Source organism: Frankia alni ACN14a, assembly GCF_000058485.1.
Lineage (GTDB): Bacteria > Actinomycetota > Actinomycetes > Frankiales > Frankiaceae > Frankia > Frankia alni.
In genome coordinates this window covers 4,083,420-4,102,050 of the sequence record NC_008278.1, presented here as the reverse complement: position 1 = coordinate 4,102,050, position 18,631 = coordinate 4,083,420, and the positions used below count along the sequence as shown (strand labels likewise).

18 protein-coding genes are annotated in these 18,631 nt (G+C 73.6%); 9 read left to right on the top strand and 9 right to left on the bottom strand.

The features are described from left to right. Positions 1 to 100 precede the first annotated feature (100 nt). Positions 101 to 778: a TetR/AcrR family transcriptional regulator gene (locus tag FRAAL_RS16740; RefSeq protein ID WP_011604960.1), complete on the bottom strand. Its 678-nt coding sequence runs from the start codon at positions 776 to 778 to the stop codon at positions 101 to 103. A 90-nt stretch (positions 779 to 868) separates the two neighbouring features. Between FRAAL_RS16740 and FRAAL_RS16735 the strand changes: the two genes are divergently transcribed. From FRAAL_RS16735 to FRAAL_RS16710, 6 genes are all read left to right on the top strand, one after another. Beyond that, positions 869 to 2,335: an MFS transporter gene (locus FRAAL_RS16735; RefSeq protein WP_063822642.1), complete on the top strand. Its 1,467-nt coding sequence runs from the start codon at positions 869 to 871 to the stop codon at positions 2,333 to 2,335. A 56-nt stretch (positions 2,336 to 2,391) separates the two neighbouring features. Further along, positions 2,392 to 3,132, top strand: coding sequence for a response regulator transcription factor (locus FRAAL_RS16730; RefSeq protein ID WP_011604958.1), 741 nt, complete (start codon positions 2,392 to 2,394; stop codon positions 3,130 to 3,132). A 6-nt stretch (positions 3,133 to 3,138) separates the two neighbouring features. Further along, positions 3,139 to 4,698, top strand: coding sequence for an ATP-binding protein (locus FRAAL_RS16725; protein ID WP_011604957.1), 1,560 nt, complete (start codon positions 3,139 to 3,141; stop codon positions 4,696 to 4,698). 223 nt (positions 4,699 to 4,921) lie between these two features. Then, the gene (locus FRAAL_RS16720) at positions 4,922 to 5,683 is read left to right on the top strand and encodes an SDR family oxidoreductase (protein WP_011604956.1); all 762 of its coding nucleotides are present in this window, start codon (positions 4,922 to 4,924) and stop codon (positions 5,681 to 5,683) included. Positions 5,684 to 5,855: 172 nt separating this feature from the next. Further along, positions 5,856 to 6,170 (top strand): hypothetical protein, encoded by a 315-nt coding sequence (locus FRAAL_RS16715; protein WP_011604955.1) that lies wholly within the window; start codon positions 5,856 to 5,858, stop codon positions 6,168 to 6,170. Further along, on the top strand, positions 6,167 to 6,436 hold the full coding sequence (locus FRAAL_RS16710; RefSeq protein WP_041939396.1) for a hypothetical protein: 270 nt from the start codon (positions 6,167 to 6,169) through the stop codon (positions 6,434 to 6,436). Before FRAAL_RS16715 ends, FRAAL_RS16710 begins: the two co-directional genes overlap by 4 nt. A 36-nt stretch (positions 6,437 to 6,472) precedes the next feature. Here the strand turns inward: FRAAL_RS16710 and FRAAL_RS16705 are convergent, their stop codons facing one another. The 6 genes from FRAAL_RS16705 to FRAAL_RS16680 form a co-directional block, all read right to left on the bottom strand. Then, entirely contained in the window at positions 6,473 to 6,886 is a 414-nt protein-coding gene (locus FRAAL_RS16705) for a VOC family protein (protein WP_041939395.1), read from the bottom strand. A 93-nt stretch (positions 6,887 to 6,979) separates the two neighbouring features. Further along, positions 6,980 to 7,369: a RidA family protein gene (locus FRAAL_RS30495; RefSeq protein WP_011604952.1), complete on the bottom strand. Its 390-nt coding sequence runs from the start codon at positions 7,367 to 7,369 to the stop codon at positions 6,980 to 6,982. Positions 7,370 to 7,406: 37 nt separating this feature from the next. Continuing rightward, positions 7,407 to 8,615, bottom strand: coding sequence for an alpha-hydroxy acid oxidase (locus FRAAL_RS16695; protein WP_011604951.1), 1,209 nt, complete (start codon positions 8,613 to 8,615; stop codon positions 7,407 to 7,409). Continuing rightward, entirely contained in the window at positions 8,615 to 9,415 is an 801-nt protein-coding gene (locus FRAAL_RS16690) for an ABC transporter ATP-binding protein (protein ID WP_011604950.1), read from the bottom strand. Before FRAAL_RS16690 ends, FRAAL_RS16695 begins: the two co-directional genes overlap by 1 nt. Further along, on the bottom strand, positions 9,415 to 10,353 hold the full coding sequence (locus FRAAL_RS16685; protein ID WP_011604949.1) for an ABC transporter permease: 939 nt from the start codon (positions 10,351 to 10,353) through the stop codon (positions 9,415 to 9,417). Before FRAAL_RS16685 ends, FRAAL_RS16690 begins: the two co-directional genes overlap by 1 nt. Continuing rightward, positions 10,353 to 11,411, bottom strand: coding sequence for an ABC transporter substrate-binding protein (locus FRAAL_RS16680; RefSeq protein WP_083866820.1), 1,059 nt, complete (start codon positions 11,409 to 11,411; stop codon positions 10,353 to 10,355). Before FRAAL_RS16680 ends, FRAAL_RS16685 begins: the two co-directional genes overlap by 1 nt. 164 nt (positions 11,412 to 11,575) lie before the next feature. On the opposite strand from FRAAL_RS16680, the gene FRAAL_RS16675 reads away from it, so the two are divergent. Beyond that, positions 11,576 to 12,253 (top strand): TetR/AcrR family transcriptional regulator, encoded by a 678-nt coding sequence (locus tag FRAAL_RS16675; protein WP_197537200.1) that lies wholly within the window; start codon positions 11,576 to 11,578, stop codon positions 12,251 to 12,253. 6 nt (positions 12,254 to 12,259) lie between these two features. Here FRAAL_RS16675 and FRAAL_RS16670 read toward each other — a convergent pair whose 3' ends face one another. Then, positions 12,260 to 13,813 carry a substrate-binding domain-containing protein gene (locus tag FRAAL_RS16670; protein ID WP_231861042.1) on the bottom strand — a complete coding sequence of 518 codons (1,554 nt, stop codon included), beginning with the start codon at positions 13,811 to 13,813 and terminating at the stop codon, positions 12,260 to 12,262. 270 nt (positions 13,814 to 14,083) lie between these two features. On the opposite strand from FRAAL_RS16670, the gene FRAAL_RS16665 reads away from it, so the two are divergent. After that, the gene (locus FRAAL_RS16665; protein ID WP_011604945.1) at positions 14,084 to 16,051 is read left to right on the top strand and encodes an APC family permease; all 1,968 of its coding nucleotides are present in this window, start codon (positions 14,084 to 14,086) and stop codon (positions 16,049 to 16,051) included. A 15-nt stretch (positions 16,052 to 16,066) separates the two neighbouring features. After that, entirely contained in the window at positions 16,067 to 16,759 is a 693-nt protein-coding gene (locus tag FRAAL_RS16660; RefSeq protein ID WP_011604944.1) for a TetR/AcrR family transcriptional regulator, read from the top strand. 45 nt (positions 16,760 to 16,804) lie between these two features. On the opposite strand, the gene FRAAL_RS16655 is transcribed toward FRAAL_RS16660, so the two are convergent. Continuing rightward, complete coding sequence (locus FRAAL_RS16655) at positions 16,805 to 17,866, bottom strand: acetoacetate decarboxylase family protein (protein ID WP_011604943.1); 1,062 nt, start codon at positions 17,864 to 17,866, stop codon at positions 16,805 to 16,807. Between the last annotated feature and the right edge of the window lie 765 nt (positions 17,867 to 18,631).

Here is an 18,631-nt window from a genome sequence, read left to right as displayed (position 1 = left end):
CTGCCGGGCGCGGCAACAACGGTGATCCTGGTGTTCCGCGGCGCCGCGCCCAGGCCGTCCGTGCCTCGACCGGTCTGGATCACGTGGCGCGGGCAGGCCGTCAGCTCGCGAGGGGATGTGCGGCCTGGGACACCGAGGTGGAGGCCGGCGGCTGGGGGTCGGGCACGCCGTGGGCGAGCAGGAACGTGCGCACGCCGGCCTGCACGGCGCGACGCACGACGTCGTCCGCCGCCGGGCGGGTGCCGTTCTCGGTCAGTTCGGGGATCTGCGCGTTGATGAGCGCGAAGAACTGGCGGGCGGCCAGCGCCGGATCCGCGACCTGCAGCAGCCCGGCGTTGCCGAGCATCGCCAGGCGCCCGGTGAGCGCGTCGAGGATCGGGTCGCCGGCCTTCTCCCGCACCGTGCGGTAGATCTCGGGATCGCGGGCGGACTCGGCGGCGATCGTGCGGTACAGGAACATCGAGCAGCTGCTGCGCTGGCACTCCACCAGCTTCACGCCCACCTCGAACAGGCTCGCCTGCCAGCGCTCGGGGGAGACGTCGAGGGTCTGCAGCACGCGCAGCGCGTCGCCGTTCTGCTCGACGGCGGAGTCGGCGACGGACTCGCGGAACAGGTTCTCCTTGCCGCCGAAGTAGCTGTAGATGGTCGGCTTGGACACTCCGGCCGCGGTGGCGATCGCGTCCACGCTCGCCCGCTCGTACCCCTGCGTGCCGAAGATCGGCGCCGCGGCGTCGAGGATGGCCCGGCGCTTGTCGACGCCGCGCTGCCGTCCCGCCATCGGGTCCCACCCTCACCTCTGCCGTCGACGCTGCCCTCCTTACTGTAGGCCGCTCTAGCCTTACTAAACCGTGTAGTTTAGTCTGGTCTCATGAGCGTAAAGGAAGCCTGCGGGGAGCCAGGAGCCACGGCGCCCGTCCCCGCCGTCGTCCCCGCGGCCGGCCCGACGCCGACGTCCCCACCGTCGCCCGATCCGGCCTCGGCATCCGGGTCGCCGGTGCGCACCGGGCCGGCCCTGGTCGCGCTCGCGGGCGCGGCGCTGCTCGCCGTGCTCGACGGCACCGTCGTCGCCGTGGCCCTCGACCCGCTGGCCCACGCCTTCTCCGCCCCGCTGACCACCGTCGTCTGGGTGACGATCGCCTACCTGCTCGCCGCGGCGACGGCGCTGCCACTGCTCGGCTGGGCAAGTGCCCGCTTCGGCGGGCGCACGGTGTTCCTCACCGGCCTCGGCCTGTTCCTGCTCGGCTCGCTGCTGTGCACGGCGGCCCGCTCGCCGGGGATGCTCATCGGCTTCCGGGCGCTGCAGGGCTTCGGCGGCGGCCTGCTCGAACCGAGCGCGATGACCCTGTCCGCGGCGCTGGCCACCCGGGAGTCGATGGGGCGGGTGCTCGGCGTGATGTCCACGGTCGTCAACGTCGCGCCCGCCGCCGGCCCGATCCTCGGGGGCCTGCTGCTGGAGACCGGCCACTGGCAGTGGCTGTTCGGGGTCAACATCCCGCTCGGGCTGCTGGTGGGCGCCGCCACCCTGGCCTACGTCCCCGCCGGCCGGCCCGACCCCGCGGCGGCGCGCCCCGGCGCCGACCTGCGCGGCCTGGCCCTGCTCACCGCGGGTTACCTCGGCGTGCTGTTCGCGGTCAACCGGGCCGGCGAGCAGTCCGGCGACTGGCCGGTGCCGGCCGCCGCGGCGGGCGGGATCGTCCTGCTCGTCGCCTATGTCCGCCATGCCGTCACCACGACGGCCGTCCCCGCCCTCGACCTGCGGCTGCTGCGCCGGCCCGGATTCGCCGCCAGCGTCGCCGTGATGGGCCTGGTCGGACTGATCATGTACGGGCAGACGACCGCGCTGCCGGTGGTCGGCCTCGACCAGCACGGCCTGCACGGCTTCGACCAGGGGCTGCTGGTCTGCGCCCTCGGGCTCGGGCTGCTCGTGTCGATGACGACCGGCGGGCGGCTCAGTGACCGCCTCGGCGCGCGTTCCCTCGTGCGTTCCGGCGCCGTCGCCAGCGCCGTGCTGCTGGCGACCTTCGCGGCGAGCGCCGAGCACCTCCCGCTCGCCGCCGCGTGTGCGCTGTTCGTCGCCGTCGGGCTGAGCTTCGGCCTCACCGCCTCCCCGACGGTGGCCAGCCTGTACCGCACGCTGCCGCCGGCCGAGCAGCCGCAGGGCACGACCTCGATCTTCATGGCGGTGCAGTTCGCCGCGTCGCTCGGCGTCGCCCTGCTGAGCCTGCTGCAGGCGCGCGCCGGCGCCGACTGGGTGACGGCCCTGTTCGCCCTGTTCGCCGGAGCCGCCGCCGGCATCGGCCTGCTCGCCGCCCGGCTGCCAGGCCGGCCCGGCTGACCCGACCCGGCGGCCTCCACATCGTCGCCACATCCGGCGGGTCCTACCATCGATCCATGCGGGTCCTGGTCGTGGAGGACGAGGTGCGCACCGCCGCGGTGCTGCGCCGGGGCCTCGTCGAGGAGGGGTACGCCGTCGACGTCGTCGGCGACGGGATCGACGCCGTCTGGCGGGCCACCGAGATCGCCTACGACGCGATCGTCCTGGATCTCATGCTGCCCGGCATCGACGGCTTCGAGGTGTGCCGCCGGCTGCGCGCCGGCCATCGCTGGGCGCCCGTGCTCATGCTCACCGCGCGTGTCGACGTCGACGACCGCATCCGCGGCCTGGACGCCGGCGCCGACGACTACCTGCCCAAGCCGTTCAGCTTCGGCGAGCTCACCGCCCGGCTGCGCGCGCTGGTCCGCCGCGGCGCGGTGCACCGGCCCGTCGTGCTGCGCGCCGGCGCGGTCGAACTCGACCCGGCCGGGCACCGGGTCTGGCGGGGCGGGGAGCCGGTCGACCTGTCCGCCAAGGAGTTCGCCCTGCTGCACCTGCTGCTGCGCCATCCCGACCAGGTGCTCACCCGCACCTACATCACCGAACACGTCTGGGACGACGCGTTCGACGCCACCTCCAACATCGTCGACCAGTACGTCCGCTACCTACGCCGCAAGATCGACCTGCCGCCGGCGCCCTCGCTCATCGAGACGGTCCGCGGGGTCGGCTACCGCCTGTGCGTCCCGCTCACGCCGCTGCCGGCGGGGTCGGCGTTGCCGGCGGGGTCGGTGCCGCCGGCCGCCGGCACCGGGACGTAGTCCGACGTGCCGCTGCGGGTCCGGCTGACCCTGCTGTTCGCGCTCGGCACCGCGCTGGTGCTGCTGCTCGCCGGCACGCTGTTCTACCTGCTGCTGCGGGCGAACCTGCGCGACGCCGTCGACACGGATCTGCGAACCCGGGCCGACGTGCTCACCGCGCGCCTCGCCGACCGGTTCGCCGCCGACGAGCCGGTACCCGGCCGCGAGGACCCGGCCGCCCTGCTCGCCGGGGCCGGTTCCATCGCCCAGGTCCTCACCCCCGAGGGGCGGCCGCTGGCCTCCTCGACGGACGCCGGGCCGGCCCCCCTGCTCACCGCCGACGAACGGGCCCGGGCCCGGTCCCACCCGGTCTGGATCGCCGGCGACGCCGACGGCGGGGCCCTGCCCGCCGGGCGGGCGCGCCTTTACGCCGTCCCGGTGCGCACCGCGGCCGGCGGGAGCGGGAGCCCGCTCGTCGCCGTCGTCGGCAGCCCGACCCACCTCACCGACCGCGCCGAGGACCGGGTCCGCAACGTGATGGTCGCGGCGACCGCACCGCTGATCGCGCTGTCCGGGCTGGCCGCCTGGCTGCTGTCCGGCGCCGCGCTGCGCCCGGTGGACCGGATGCGCCGCCAGGCCGCCGAGATGGCGGCCTCCGACCTCGGGACGGCCGGCGGCGGGTTCCAGCTGGCGGTGCCGGCCACCCGCGACGAGATCGCCGCCCTGGCCCGCACCATGAACGACCTGCTGGCCCGGCTGCACGCCGCCCGCGCCCGCGACCGCGCCTTCGTCGCCGACGCGGGCCACGAGCTGCGCACCCCGCTGACCGTGCTGCGCGCCGAGCTGGAGCTGGCCGACCGCCCGGGACGCTCGGCCCGGCAGCTGCGCGAGGCGATCCACACCGCCGCCGAGGAGACCGACCGGCTGATCCGCCTCGCCGAGTCACTGCTCACCCTGGCCCGGATGGACGGCGGCCACATCCGGCGCGGACCGCTCGCCCTCGACGAGCTGCTCGACCGCTCCGCGCGCGCCGCCGCCGGCTACGCGGCCTCGCGCGGCCTGCGCCTCGACGTCACGGTGCCCGCCGGCGACCGGCCGCTGACCGCGTTCGGCGACCCGGACCTGCTGCGCCAGGCCGTCGACAACCTGCTCGCCAACGGGGTGCGCCACGCCCCGCCCGGCAGCGCCGTCGAGCTGCGCGGGCACCGCGCGCCGGGGCACGCCGACGGCTCGCCCGGCGTCGTCGTGGTCCAGGTCCACGATCACGGCGCCGGCTTCCCCGCCGCCTTCCTGCCCCACGCGTTCGAGCGGTTCCGCCGGGCGGACGCCGCCCGCGCCCGCGACGACGGCGGCGCCGGGCTCGGTCTGTCCATCGTCGCGGCGATCGCCGCGGCCCACGGCGGCACCGTCGAGGCGGCCAACGACCCGGCCGGCGGCGCCCTCGTCACGATCATCCTGCCCGCCACCCCCGGCTCACCCGCCACCCCCGGCTCACCCGGCATCTCCGGCCCACCCGGCGTCTCCGGCCCCTCCGGCGTGCCCGACCTGCCCGACCCGCCCCTCGGTGGGTCGGATGCGGGAGGGTGAGCGCGTCCGCGGGGACGGAAACGGTCGACGACCTCCTGCATCACCGCCCGCGGCGCGGCACCGCCGAGCGCGTCGCATCGAGTAACGGTCCGGCGGCCTCATGTGTGCACACTGGTGGTGGACGTCGGGGACGCCGTCGCATGTCCCGGATCGGCGGGCGGCCGGTGTCCGCGTCCGCAGCGCGGGTCGTCCGTCCCGCCCCGGCCGGAGGAGGAGATCCACCGTGCAGATCGTCGTCATCGGCGGAACAGGGCTCATCGGCGCGAAGCTCGTGCAGCGGCTGACCGGGCACGGGCACAGCGCGGTCGCCGCCTCGCCGAGCACCGGTGTGAACACCCTGACCGGCGACGGGCTCGCCGAGGCGCTCACCGGCGCCGACGTCGTCGTCGACGTGTCCAATGCGCCGTCGTTCGCCGATCAGGCGGTACTGGAGTTCTTCCGGACGTCGACGGCGAACATCCTCGCCGCCGCGGCCGCCGCCGGCGTCGGGCACCTGGTCGCGCTGTCGGTGGTGGGGACCCGACGGCTGGCCGAGAGCGGCTACTTCCGAGCCAAGATCGTCCAGGAGGAGCTGATCGGGCAGGGGGACCTGCCGTACTCGATCGTCCAGGCGACGCAGTTCTTCGAGTTCGTCGGCGGCATCGCCGACGCCGCCACCGTCGAGGGCATGGTCCGCCTGGCGCCGGCGCCGTTCCAGCCGATCGCCGCCGCCGACGTCGCCGCCGCCGTCGGTGTCACCGCGGCCAGCACGCCGGTGCTGGGCACCGTCGAGGTCGCCGGCCCACAGCGGTTCCGCCTCGACGAGCTCGTCCGCCAGCACCTGGCGAGCCGCGGCGACCCCCGCCCGGTGGTGACCGACCCGCAGGCCCGCTACTTCGGCGCCCGCCTGGACGACGACACCCTGCTCCCCGGGCCGGACGCGCTGTTCGCCCGAACCCGGTTCGAGGACTGGCGGGCCGTCACCGGCACCGCCGCCGGCCGCTAGCCGGAGCGCCCGGCCCGCCGCCCCCGGGCCTGCACCCGCCGCAGGCCGGGCGGCGCCGATCCCTGACCAGGAGCCAGGATTCGGTGACGGATCCGGCTGGCTCGTTCCGGCTTCGCGGGGTCCGGGGTTACCGTCGACGCGGTGCGACGTCGATCGTGGACGGAGAGTCAGCATGGCGTGGAACAAGCACGGTGCGTCGGGTGGTGGGGCCTCGACCGGCCGTGACGGCATCAAACGCGGCGGTAGGGACGGCTCCGCGGGATCGAAGGGCAACCCGGACACGGAGAAGGACTACGACAAGCGGGGCGCGAAATCCCGGTCGCCCGACCTCGACGAGGTGGAGATCGCGGACTGCCCCGCCTGCAACGGAACTGGGCGGATCCAGACCGACCGCGCCGAGACCGACGAGGACGGCCAGTTCGTCGGCACCCAGGAGAAGAGGTGCGAGGCCTGCTCCGGCGAGGGCCGGATCAGGAAGAAGCAGTGACCGCGCCGGAGCCCCAGGAGCCGCTCGTCTCGTTCATCTCGCTGGTGGCGTGCAACAAGTGTCGCCGCCGTCGGGGCGCCCAGTTCGTGCGGTCCGGCAGCGTCGAGCCGGTTCCCGTGCGGGGAACCTGCCCGCACGGGAAGCCCTTGCGCGTGCTGTGGGCGCCGGGGCAGGGGCCGGGTTCGGCGCCGCCGGACGACCAGCCGCCCGAGGACCGGTCGCCGGGTCCACCGTCACCGGGGGAGCGCCGTCAGGGCCCGGTCTGACCTGGGGGTCGACGCGCCCGCTCGTCGGACGCGCGGTCAGGGTTCGGTCCGAGCCCCACGCTGGTCGCGGCGCAGCGGGTGCTCGGGCGGGATCTCCACGACGACGATGGGGATACCGTCCGGGTCCTCGATCCACATCTCGTCGAGCCCCCACGGTTCCCGCTGCGGGTCGCGGACGATCGGAACACCCGCGGCGGCGAGCCGGTGGTGCTCGGCGGCGAGGTCGCGCACCTGCAGCCACAGGCGCACCCGCCCCGCACCGCCACCGGTCGGCTCCTCGGCGCGGCCGGAGACCTCCAGCAGGCTCTGCCCGAGGAAGAACACCAGGCCGGGATCGTCCGGCGGCCCGAACTCCCGGTAGATCGCCAGCCCCAGGGTGTCCCGGTAGAACCGCCGGCTACGCCCCGGGTCGACCGGCCTGATGAGAATCCGACTGCTGAGAACCTCCATCCCCACAGTCTTCCCCCGCCGACTCGTCCTGTTCAGGCTCGTGCCAGCCCGGTTCGCGGCGCAGCACCCGGCGCGCCTGCGCCGTGGTCGGCGCTACGGCGCCGCCGCGGGTGCGCGCACGGCGATCGCCTGGAGTTCGACGAGCACGACGGGCAGCGCGAAGCCGGTGACCAGAGTGGTCCGCGCCGGCGGGTCGGCGGGCCAGGCCGCGGTGAAGGCGCTGTCCCACAGCGGGAAGTCCGCCGGGCGGGCCAGGAACGCCTCCACCCGCAGCGCGTAGCGCAGGTCGCTGCCGGCCGCGCGCAGGACGTCGCGCAGCGCTGCCAGGGCGCCGTCGATCTGCTGGCGGACGTCCGGGGTGGTGGCGGGCGTCAGGCCGGGGCGCAGCAGGTCGGGGCAGATCACGCCGGAGGTGACGACGAGGTCGCCGTGGCCGGCGGCGCCCGAGATCGACGGGAGCTGGCCGGGCACCCTCGTGATCACGGCCGGCTCCGGGGAAGCTGGCCGGACACTACGGCGATCACGGCCGGCTCCGTTGCAGGGCCGCGGGGGTCAGCTCGGTCACCGAGCCGTGCCCAAGCAGGGTCAGCACGGTGACCATCTCCTCGTGCAGCAGGGTCAGCACGCGGGCCACCCCGGCCTCGCCGCCCGCGGCCAGCCCGGCGGCGGCCAGCCGGCCGATGACCACGGCGCGCGCACCGAGGGCGAGGGCCTTCACGACGTCCGTGCCGCAGCGCACCCCGCTGTCGAGCAGGACCTCGGCGCGGCCGTCGGCGGCCGCGACGACCTCGGGGAGCTGGTCGAGCGCGGCAGGGGTGCCGTCGAGCTGGCGTCCGCCATGGTTGGACACGAGGACGGCGGCGGCGCCGGCGTCGATGGCGGCGCGGGTGTCCTGCGCGGTGAGGATGCCCTTCGCGATCCACGGCAGGTCGGTGTGGCGCATCAGCCCGGCCAGCCGGTCCCAGGTCCAGACGGGTTCGTCGCGGGCGAAGAGCTGGCCGAAGACGTCCTGGGCGGCGACGTCGCCGCCCGGCGGGTAGTTGCCGGTGATCATCCGCAGGTCGACGGTGAAGCGGTTGCGCAGGTTGCGCTCGCGCCACCCGGCGGTCGGGCAGTCGACGGTCACGCACACGGCCGCGTAGCCGGCGCGTTCGATGCGCTCCAGCATGCGCACGAAGTTGCCTTCGGTGCCCATGGGGTGCAGTTGCGCCACACGGGCCGCGGCGGGCGCGGCCTGGGCGACGCTCTCGATCGAGTGGGTGCCCGCCTCGGGGACGATGCTCAGCGTCCCGCACCGGGCGTTCGCCCGGGCCACGGCCAGGTGGCCGTCGGTGTCGAAGAACCCGTCGGTGCCGAACGGCGCCGTCAGCACCGGCAGGCGCATCGGCAGGCCGAGCACGGTGGTCGCGGTCGACGGCACCGGGTGGCCGCTCATGACCCGGGGACGGAACTGCCAGCCGCCGAACGCGTCGCGGTTGGCCCGCAGCGTCGTCTCCTGCCCGGCGCCGCCGGCGAGGAAGTCCCACACGTCGCGGGGCAGCACCGCCTGCGCCGCCGCGCGGATCTCCGTCAGCGTCGGGAACCGCCCGGCGATCGGGTCGCCCCTCTCCGCGGCCACCAGCCCGGCCGCCACCAGCCCGGCCTCGGTCTGGCCGACCTGCGCGCCCTCCGTCTGGCCGATCTCCGTCTGGCCGATCTCGGTCTGGCCGACTCCCGCCGTGGTCGTCATCAGGCGACCTTCTCGATCAGCGCGCTGCGGTCGCTCAGCGCGTCCCCGGCGCCGGTGATCCTGTCGATCAGCCCGCCTACCGTCATCTCGGACTTCTCCGTCCCGTCGTAGTCGGCGATCACCCGTCCCCGGCTCATCACCAGCAGCCGGTCGCCCAGGGCGAGCGCGTGATCCATGTTGTGGGTGACCATGACCGTGGTGGCGCCCAGCTCGCGCACCAGCTCGGTGGTCAGCGCGAGCACGGTGGCGGTCGTGCCCGGGTCCAGCGCCGCCAGGTGCTCGTCGAGGAGCAGCACCGACGGGGCGCTCAGGGCGGCCATCACCATCGTCAGGCTCTGACGCTGGCCCGCCGAGAGCAGCCCGACGCGGTCGGCGAGCCGGTTCTCCAGCCCCAGACCCAGGCCGGCGACGTGCTCGCGCATGACGGCGCGGCGCCGGGCGGTCACGGCGAACCGCAGCCCGCGCGCCCGCCCGCGGGCCATCGCCAGCGCCAGGTTGTCCTCGATGGACAGCTCCGGCGCGGTGCCCGCCCGCGGATCGTCGAAGACCCGGGCGATCCAGCCGGCACGGCGGTGGTCGGGCAGCCGGGTGACGTCGCGGCCGTCGAGGTGAACCCGGCCGCGGGTCGGGCGGGCCGCGCCGGAGATCGTCTGGATCAGGCTCGACTTCCCGGCGCCGTTCGTGCCGACGACGGTCACGAACTGCCCGCGGTCGAAGGTGACGTTGAGGTTGCGCAGCGCCACGACCTCGTCGGCGCGCCCGGCGTTGTAGATCAGGTCGATGTCGGCCAGTCGCAGCATCAGGCGGCCTCCTGCCGGACGGCGGTGCTGGTCGAGCGGGTGGTGTGGGCGAGCGTGCGGGCGAGGCCGCCGAGCACGCCGAGGTAGCGTTCGGCGGCGATCGCCACGAGCAGCGTCAGCGCCGTGACCCCCCGCAGGTCGCCCGCGGGCAGCCCCACCCGCAGCGCACCGACCAGGACCAGCCGGTAGGCCAGTGTGCCGACCAGGACGCAGCCGACGATGCGCAGCAGCTTCGACCCGGACGGCCGGACGAACAGCTCGCCGAGCAGCACCGCGCCGACCCCGGCGACGAAGGTGCCCGCGCCCATGTTGACGTCGGCGTATCCCTGGTACTGCACGGCGAGGCTCGCGCCGAGCCCGGCCAGCCCGTTGGCGAGCACGAGCGCCAGCACGGTCAGGCGGCGGTCGTTGACGCCCTGGCTGCGGGCCATCCGCGCGTTGACACCGGTGGCGCGCAGCGCCAGGCCCAGCTCGGTGCGCAGGAACAGGCCGAACGCGACGAGCACCACGGCGACGACCCCGGCCATCACCCCGGAGGTGGCAAGGTCGGCCTGACGGCCGGACAGCGACCCGAAGCCGCTGAACAGCGTCCCCCGCGTGCCGAGGCTCAGCGTGGGGGTGTCGAGCACGTGCAGGTTCACGCTGAACAGCCCGATGCTCATCACCAGCCCGGCGAGCAGCACCGGAACCCGCAGCAGCAGGTGGATCAGCGCCGTGACGGCGCCGGCGGCGGCCGCGCCGGCCGTCCCCGCCAGCAGCGCGAGCCAGCTCGGCCAGCCGTGCACCAGCGTCAGCGCGCACACCGCGCCGCCGGTGACGAAGCTGCCCTCCACGGTGAGGTCGAAGTCGGCGCGAAGGCGGAAGACGGTGTAGATGCCGAGGAACACCGGCACCAGCGGCAGGCCGGTGACCAGCATGTCCAGCAGGACCTGGATCATCACTGCACCGTCGCCGCGCTCAGCAGATCCGCCGGCAGGGTGATCCCGAGCTTGGTCATGGTGGCCTTCTGGACGGTGAACCCGACGCCCGACGGCTGACCGAAGGCGACCTCGGCGGCGGGCGTGCCCGTCAGCACCTTCGCGGCGGCGTCGGCGGCCAGCCGGCCGAGGGAGGGATAGTCCGGACCGATGCTGGCCAGGATGCCCGCGACGGTGGCGTCCCCGCCGACGACGTAGACCGGCAGCTTCCCGCCGGCCGCGGCCGAGCCGACGACGGGCAGCGCCGACAGCACGGTGGCGTCGGGGCCGATGAGCTCGGCGTCGACCCGCCCGGTGAGGCTGCGCGCGGCGCTGGGCACGTCCTGGGCGCCGGAGATCGTCGACTCCACCACGCTCACCCCGGGGTACTTCGCCACCGCGGCGCGCAGTGCCTTGATCCAGACCTGCATGTTCTGGTTGGACGGGTCGTAGATCGTCCCGATGCGCTTCGGTGCCGGCGTGATCTTCATGATCGACCGGAGCAGCACGGCGGGATCGACGTAGTCGACGCTGCCGGTGACGTTCTTGCCCGGCCGGTCGAGACTCTCGGCGACCTTCGCGCCGACCGGGTCGCCCATCGCCAGGGCGAAGATGGGCTTGTCCTGCGTCTGCTGCGCCAGAGCGACCACGGCGGGGGTACCGATGACGGCGACGCCGTCGGAGTCCGACTGGGCGAAGGTCCGGGAGATGCTGGTGATGAGGCTCTGGTCGCCCTGGGCGTTCTTCACGTCGAAACTGACCGGGCGAGGGGCGAGTTTCGTTTTCAGTTCCTGCTCGAAAGCGGCCACGGTCTGGTCGATGACGGTCGCGCTGGCGAGTTGGAGCACGCCCACGTGCACCGTCTTCGCGGTGGCGGCGGAGGAGGCGCCGGTGCCCGCCGGGGAGCCGTCGCCGCCGGAGGATCCGCAGGCTGCCAGGGAGATCGCCGCGGCCAGGCAGGAGGCGACGGCCGGCGCGAGAACGCGTCCGCCGCGCCGGCCGTGGGCGCGAGGCCCGGGTGTCAATGCGGTAACGGCCATGTGACATCACTTTCGGGGAGCGGGGAAAGGGATTGAACTGGCGATCTTCTCGCGGACATGGGAAGATTTTCGCGTGTTGCCAGAGTCTTGAGGTCGGCCCGGATGACTGTCAAGGCGCGAAACATGAGATTAACTTCCCAGGTTATGGGTTAACATTGATGTCGGTGCGCGCGGACGGCGGTGCGCACCATCGGCGGTGCGCGTCGACGGCGGTGCACGTCGACGGCGGCGAGGGGGAGCGGATGGCGGGGCCGAGACCGGGACTGCGGCGGGACACCCAGGAGACCCGCGACCGGCTGCTGGCCGCGGTCGGCGAGCTGCTCGCAGAGTCGGGCCCCACCTTCGGCCTGCCCGAGCTCGCCCGCCGCGGCGGCGTGGCCACGGCCACCGCCTACCGGCACTTCGAGACGATCCACGACGCGCACCGCGAGTTCCTGCTGCAGCTCACCGGCCGGCTCACCGACCGGCTGCGGTCGGTGCCCCCCACCTGGACCCCGCGGCGGCGTTTCGACGCCGCCTGCGAACGGTGGGCCGAACAGGCCGCGGACTGGGGCCCGGCGGCGGTCCACATCCGCAGCTGGCGGGGTTTCCTGGAGCGCGTCCACCTCGGCGACGAGCCCACCGGCGCGCTCTACGCCGCCCTGGAGCCGATCGTGCGCGACCTCATCGAGCACGGGGAGCTTCCCGACCAGGACGTCGAGTACGCCGTCCTCGTCTGGATCACGATGTTCGACGAGCGGGTGATCGTCGACCTGCGGGAGTCGAAGGGCTGGCCGCTGCAGCGCCTGGCCGCCGTCCTCGGCCGCAGCGTCCTGTCCGCCCTGGGCGGCACCGCCGGCTGAGGTGACTCAGGACTCTTCCTTCTGGCATTCCCGGAAGCCCTCCGGGCTGTAGCAGGGCGGGTGCCCCTGGGCCCGCATCACGTCCTGGCCTCTGCCTCGGGCCAGATAGTTGAGGAAGCTGGCCGCGAGGGAGCCCGGGGGCGGTTGGCCGTAGGTGTAGGCGTATTCGACGCCGATGAAGGGATAGGGTCCGCTGACGGAGGGTGCCAGGCCGTCCAGGGTCAGGGCGTGCAGGTTCCGGTGAGTCTGGGCGGTGTGCAGATCGCTGTAACCGATGGCACCCGGCACGTCGTCGACGGTGTCCAGTACCTGGTCGGTCCTGCTGAGTTCGCAGCGGAGTTTTCCCGTGTCCTGAGGGTTGAGCGGCGTCTTGCAGTCGATGGAGTTGGCGCTCAGTGGAAAGGCCCCGCCGAGAACGCGCTGCCGGAAGACCTCCCGGGTTCCGGAGTCGCTGGAACGGCTGACGATTCTGAGGGGAATGTCGGCCTGACCGACGCTGCGCCAGCTGTCGACGTCCCCGCGGTAGATGCTGCGTACCTGCTCGCTCGTCAGACCCGGGACGTGCACGTCGTTGTTCACGACGACGGCGAAGGCGGTCAGCCCGACCGCGAGCTTGTCCAGGTGCGTGGAGAGATTCGACTGACCGTCCGAGACGGTGATGAGTGCCGGCGACCCGCTCGCGGCCTTTGCGCCCGCCTGCACGAGTGCCCGGAGCCCCTCCTCGCTGCCGTTCGCCGTCACCGTGATCGTGGAACCCGGGCAGTCCGACTGGTACATCCGGGCCACCTCCTGCGTGACCGGTGCGAAGGCCGTGGAGCCGTTGAGGTCGAGGCGTCCCGTGGCGCAGCCGACCGGAGGCGGCGCCGGGGCGGGGGAGGCGTCCTCGCCGGTGACGATGATGCTCGCCAGCGCGACGACGCCGACGGTGAGCACGCTGGTGATCCACCGGGAGGGCCGGCTGAACAGCGGTGGCTTGTCGTCGACCGTCGTGCTGCGGTTGCGCTCGACCTTGCCGTCCCGGATCCCGCCGATGACCGCGACCTCGCTGCCGACACCGCCGCCGCTGAGCAGCACCAGCAGCTTGTAGTGCTGTCCGCGGTTGAGCGGGACCCGGGGAAGGTAGATCCTGCCGCCGTCGTGTGCCATGCCGTTCGACGGCGTGAAATGGTCCATGAGGTGCTCGTCTCCGGGTTCGGTGACGGCGACCCCCCGGACGGTTCGTTCGGTGAAGACGGCGGTGAGTCCGTGCGGCTCATGGCTGGTGTAGTCGGTGTCGGTGATGCTCTGCGCGCCGTCGTTTTCGATGCGAAGCAGGACGAGGGTGGCGTCGGACATGTCGGGGAGGTCGTTGAACAGACCGAGCCGAATGTTCGCCCGAGGCGGACCGTGCCGGTTGTCGCTGCCGATGGGCATGTCCATCTGCACGCGGTAACCGATCCGCTTTCGGCGCGGAACTCGTCGCTCGTACCAGATCCCGGCAAAGGTCGCCACGACGCCGACCAGCGCGGTGATCACGGCCACGACGTTCTCGGTGCTCAGCCAGTCCACGCGTTCGTTCACCCCGATGTGCATAGCGTGTGAGCCGATTTGGTGGTGTTTTCACTGTAAGCGGCACCGGCGTGCGCGGATTGTCGCAGAGGATGCGGTGGTCAAGTATTCGCCGCGAATTCACCCGTGGGTTCTCCGGCTACCACGGCCCCATCACGGCGCGGGGCGACGACAGCCGGGGTGGCGTCGCAGCGCGCCCGGGCGCGCCCGGGGCGCGTGCCGGCCGGGCGCGCGGGGGAGGATGCTCGGGATGTCCTCCCCGGCTGGAAGGTGCGCTGCCCCGTGACCCCGACGACCGAAGCCGCACCGGCGCGGCGGCTGGCCGGCCCGCGGCGGCTGCGGGCCTGGCTGCTCGCCGGCGCCGAGCAGGCCCAGCAGCACTCCGGCCCGCACGCCCAGCCCGCCGAGGAACACCACCTGCACCCCTGGTGGCGGGTGATGTGCCTGACCGGCGTCGACTACTTCTCCACCCTCGGCTACCAGCCGGGCATCGCCGCACTCGCCGCCGGCGCCGTCAGCCCGATCGCGACGGCGGTGCTGGTGCTGGTGACCCTCGTCGGCGCGCTGCCGGTCTACCGGCAGGTCGCCCGGGACAGCCCGCACGGCGAGGGCTCCATCGCCATGCTGGAAAAGGAACTGTCCTGGTGGAAGGGCAAGGTCCTCGTCCTGGTGCTGCTCGGGTTCGCCTGCACCGACTTCCTCATCACGATCACCCTGTCCGGCGCCGACGCCACCGCCCACATCCTGGAGAACCCCTACGCGCCACACGCGCTGGAGGGCCACCAGATCGCCGTCACCCTCGTGCTGCTCGCCCTGCTCGGCGGCGTTTTCCTGCGCGGGTTCACCGAGGCCGTCGGCATCGCCGTCGTCCTCGTCGTGATCTACCTGAGCCTCAACGCGGTCGTCGTCGTCGACGCCCTGATCAAGATCGCGAGCCATCCGCACCTGTTCAGCGACTGGCACGCGCTGCTCGTCAACGAACATCCCGACCCGCTCGCTCTGATCGGCTTCGCACTCATCGTCTTCCCGAAGCTGGCGCTGGGGCTGTCCGGCTTCGAGACCGGCGTCGCGGTGATGCCGCTGGTCCGCGGCGATCCCGGCGACAGCGAGGCCAACCCGGTCGGCCGCATCCGCGGCGCCCGCAAGCTGCTGACCACCGCGGCGGCGATCATGGCGGTGTTCCTGATCACCAGCAGCCTGAGCACGACGCTGCTGATCCCGGAGAAGGAGTTCGAACCCGGCGGGCCGGCCAACGGGCGCGCCCTGGCCTACCTGGCCCACGAACAGCTCGGCGCCGCCTTCGGCACCGTCTACGACGTCAGCACGATCCTGATCCTGTGGTTCGCCGGCGCCTCGGCCATGGCCGGCCTGCTCAACCTCGTCCCGCGCTACCTGCCCCGTTACGGGATGGCGCCGACGTGGGCTCGCGCCGTGCGGCCGCTGGTCATCGTGTTCACCCTCATCGGGTTCGTCGTCACGATCGTCTTCCGGGCCAGCGTCGACAAGCAGGGCGGCGCCTACGCCACCGGCGTCCTCGTCCTGATCACCTCCGCCGCGCTCGCGGTCACACTGTCCACCCTGCGCCGCGGCCGGCGCCGGCTCGCGATCGCCTTCGGCGCCATCGCGGTCGTGTTCGTCTACACGACCATCGCGAACATCATCGAACGGCCCGACGGGCTCATCATCGGTTCGATCTTCATCATCGCGATCATCGTCGTGTCGTTCTCCTCCCGGGTGGCGCGCTCGTTCGAGCTGCGCGTCACCGGGGTGCGCCTGGACCCCCTCGCCGAGCGATGGGTGCGCGAGTCCGCCGAGGCCGGCTCGCTGCACCTGGTCGCCAACGAGCTCGACGCCGGCGACGCCGCCGAGTACGCCGACAAGGTCCGCAAGGCCCGGCAGGAACTGTTCGTACCCGACGACGTCCCGCTGCTGTTCCTCGAGGTCAGCATCCCGGACTCCTCCGAGTTCGAAGGTGAGCTCGACGTCTGCGGCGAGGACCGCCACGGCTACCGGATCCTGCGTCTGACCAGCACGTCCGTCCCCAACGCGATCGCCGCGCTGCTGCTGCACCTGCGCGACACCACGGGCGTGCGACCGAACGTGTACTTCGAGTGGAGTGAGGGCAACCCGATCGTGAACTTCCTGCGTTTCCTGTTCTTCGGCGCCGGCGAGGTCGCCACCGTCACCCGCGAGGTGCTGCGCGAAGCCGAACCCGACCCCGACCACCGCCCCTTCGTCCACGTCGCCTGACCCCGGGATCCCCGGATGCCGGGCCCGGGCGAACCGACCGGGCTGCGCGCGGACGACCCGTCCGGGCGGCGCGCAGGCGAACCGACCGGGCTGCGCGCGCTGCGCCGGCGACGCATCCATGACGCGCTGTCCGCCGCGGCGATCACGCTGTTCCTCGAACGCGGCTTCGACGACGTCTCCGTCGCCGAGATCGCGGCGGCGGCCGAGGTGTCCAAGCCGACCCTGTTCGCCTACTTCCCCACCAAGGAAGACCTCGTCCTGCACCGCATCCTCGACCACCGCGGCGAGGCGGCCCGCGTGGTGCGCGCGCGGGCTCCCGGCGTGGCGCCGCTGACCGCCGTGGCGGCGCACCTGCTCGCCGGGCTCGACCGGCGCGAACCCGTCTCCGGTCTCAACGACCACCCCGAGGTGCTCGCCTTCCACGCCCTGGTGTTCGAGACCCCGAGCCTGCTCGGTCGGGTTGCGCAGTACGCCGGGCAGGACGAGCACGACCTCGCCGACGCGCTCAGCGAGGCCGCGCCCCAGGCCGGTGACCTCGCCGCCCGGCTCGCCGCCGCCCAGATCATCGCCGTGCAGCGCGTCCTGGCGCGGGAGAACTGGGCGCGGCTGCGCGCGGGCGAGGACGTCGCCACGCGCCATCCGACGGCGGTCACGGCGACCCGGCGAGCCTTCGACGCCCTGCGCCGCGCCCTGCCCGACTACGCCTGACCCACGCGGCGGCGGCCCGACTCCGGCCCTGACCCACGCCCCGCCCTACCTCGCTCTACCCGTGCCCGTCCACCCGCGGCGGCCGGACTTGCGCCCACTACCGCCTCGGACGGCGACAGCGGAGAAGGCACCCAGCTCGCCGCGCAGGCGGAAGGCTGTCACGGTCAGCAGTGGCCGGCCGGTCATCCCCAGCGCGGCCATCCGCTCGGCCATCGGATGGCTCCCCAGCTCCACCCGCGTCCGACCCCGGCCCAGGCGGACGCCGTGCAACCGCACCGGCATCGCCCCGCGCAGCAGTACCCCCGCCCGGGGGCCGTCCGGCAGCACGCACCACAGCGGGATGCGGACGACCACCGGGAACGGCACCCGCACTCCACCCGCCTCCAGCCGGACCCGCAGCACGCCCCCGTCGCCCCCGCCGCCCCCGCCCCCGTCGCCGCCGTCGTCGCCGCCGCCGTCGGGCCCGCCACTCCCGCCACTCCCGCCGTCGTCGTCGTCGCCGCCGCTGTTGCCGTCGCTCCTGTCGTCGCGGCGCCCGATTCCGCTCTCGCCTGTGCCGCCGGGTGGCGTGTCCGCGCCGTCGTCCGCGCGCCGGCGTCCACCGTCGGGCTCAACGACATGTCCGGAGGCCTTCGTGTCCGTTTCGTCCCTCTGGATAAGCGGGAGGGGGCGCTGTGGGGCGGCCGGCTCGGGTGCGGTGCCGATCGCGATCGACGTAATGTGATCGTCGAGTTGTGTCTCGGCGGTCATCAGCCACTTCGGCAGCGACCAGATCGCCCGGCCGGCGTCGCGGGTGAACACCCCGGTCACCGGCATGTCGACCAGGTGCAGGCCGCGCCGCCGACCCGGACCCCGCACCGCGACTCCCACCCCGACCTCGTCGTAGCTGCCCAGCACCCACGGCCCGTAGCGGACGACGAGCAGCACCGCGACGGCGCGCCCCGCGACGGTCCAAGGGGTGAGGCCCGTACCCGCCAGGACCGTGTGGGCGGCGGTGGGGTCGGCCCGGAAGACCGCGACGGCGGCCCGCGCGTCCGTGATCGTCACCGGCAGGCTGACCAGCCGGTCCTGGACACACCATGTCCCGCCCTGCGCCCTGCGAGCCACGCACCCGACCTCCCCTCGTCCCCGGGCCCGGCCCCGTGCCGCGTCCGCCACCGCAGTCTCGCCGTCCCTCGCCCCGGTGTCTGTCGCGTGCGGTGCAGCAACGCCGCGTCCGATGGAGACGCCACCTGATCCCTTCGCTGCAGTAAAGGTGATCTTCCGGCCGGCTGGCCGGCTCGGTGACTGCCCTGCCCCGGCGGGCTTCCGTCGCCCGTTTCCTGATGCGTGATCAGATGAGTACAGAAACGTGCCGAGGGTCCGGTACGGTCTTCGGGCCCGAACCGTGCCGAACCCTCGGCATGATCTGGCCGGGATCTGGCCGGGCGGCCGAAGGGGCACCGTGAGCTACGACCGTGGACCCGGAGCCAGGGCCCGAGTCGGTACTGGTAGCCGGCGTTGCTACCTGGGCGCGGGTCGCGGCGCGGTTCCGCGGAACCGCACGCCTTCCCGTGCACCGCGACCGGCCGCGGCGGGCAGGTGGCCGGGACCGTCGAAGTACCGCCTCGTCGTTCGGGCGCGGCCAGTTGCAGTGGTGTGCGCGGTCTGACGCCTGCGGATCGCGCCCATGGCACCGCAGTCCCTTCCCACGCGCCGCGATCGGCCGTAGCCGGTGTGCATCCCGGTCGACGGTTCGACGGCGGGCGGGCGCGACAGCGCAGCCAGCACTCGACGTCGATCTTCGCGGCCGCGGGTGGAGGACGTGGCTCGTCCAACCGACCGCTGACCCACTGCACCGACGGGCAGCATCATCGCCCCCGTCCTGTCCGT

What these genes read in the sequence shown, in the direction of transcription:
- FRAAL_RS16740 (WP_011604960.1), bottom strand. Translation starts at nt 778, where the DNA reads ATGGCGGGACGGCAGCGCGGCGTCGACAAGCGCCGGGCCATCCTCGAC.
- FRAAL_RS16735 (WP_063822642.1), top strand. Translation starts at nt 869, where the DNA reads ATGAGCGTAAAGGAAGCCTGCGGGGAGCCAGGAGCCACGGCGCCCGTC.
- FRAAL_RS16730 (WP_011604958.1), top strand. Translation starts at nt 2,392, where the DNA reads ATGCGGGTCCTGGTCGTGGAGGACGAGGTGCGCACCGCCGCGGTGCTG.
- FRAAL_RS16715 (WP_011604955.1), top strand. Translation starts at nt 5,856, where the DNA reads ATGGCGTGGAACAAGCACGGTGCGTCGGGTGGTGGGGCCTCGACCGGC.
- FRAAL_RS16705 (WP_041939395.1), bottom strand. Translation starts at nt 6,886, where the DNA reads ATGGAGGTTCTCAGCAGTCGGATTCTCATCAGGCCGGTCGACCCGGGG.
- FRAAL_RS16695 (WP_011604951.1), bottom strand. Translation starts at nt 8,615, where the DNA reads ATGACGACCACGGCGGGAGTCGGCCAGACCGAGATCGGCCAGACGGAG.
- FRAAL_RS16690 (WP_011604950.1), bottom strand. Translation starts at nt 9,415, where the DNA reads ATGCTGCGACTGGCCGACATCGACCTGATCTACAACGCCGGGCGCGCC.
- FRAAL_RS16685 (WP_011604949.1), bottom strand. Translation starts at nt 10,353, where the DNA reads ATGATCCAGGTCCTGCTGGACATGCTGGTCACCGGCCTGCCGCTGGTG.
- FRAAL_RS16680 (WP_083866820.1), bottom strand. Translation starts at nt 11,411, where the DNA reads ATGGCCGTTACCGCATTGACACCCGGGCCTCGCGCCCACGGCCGGCGC.
- FRAAL_RS16660 (WP_011604944.1), top strand. Translation starts at nt 16,067, where the DNA reads ATGCCGGGCCCGGGCGAACCGACCGGGCTGCGCGCGGACGACCCGTCC.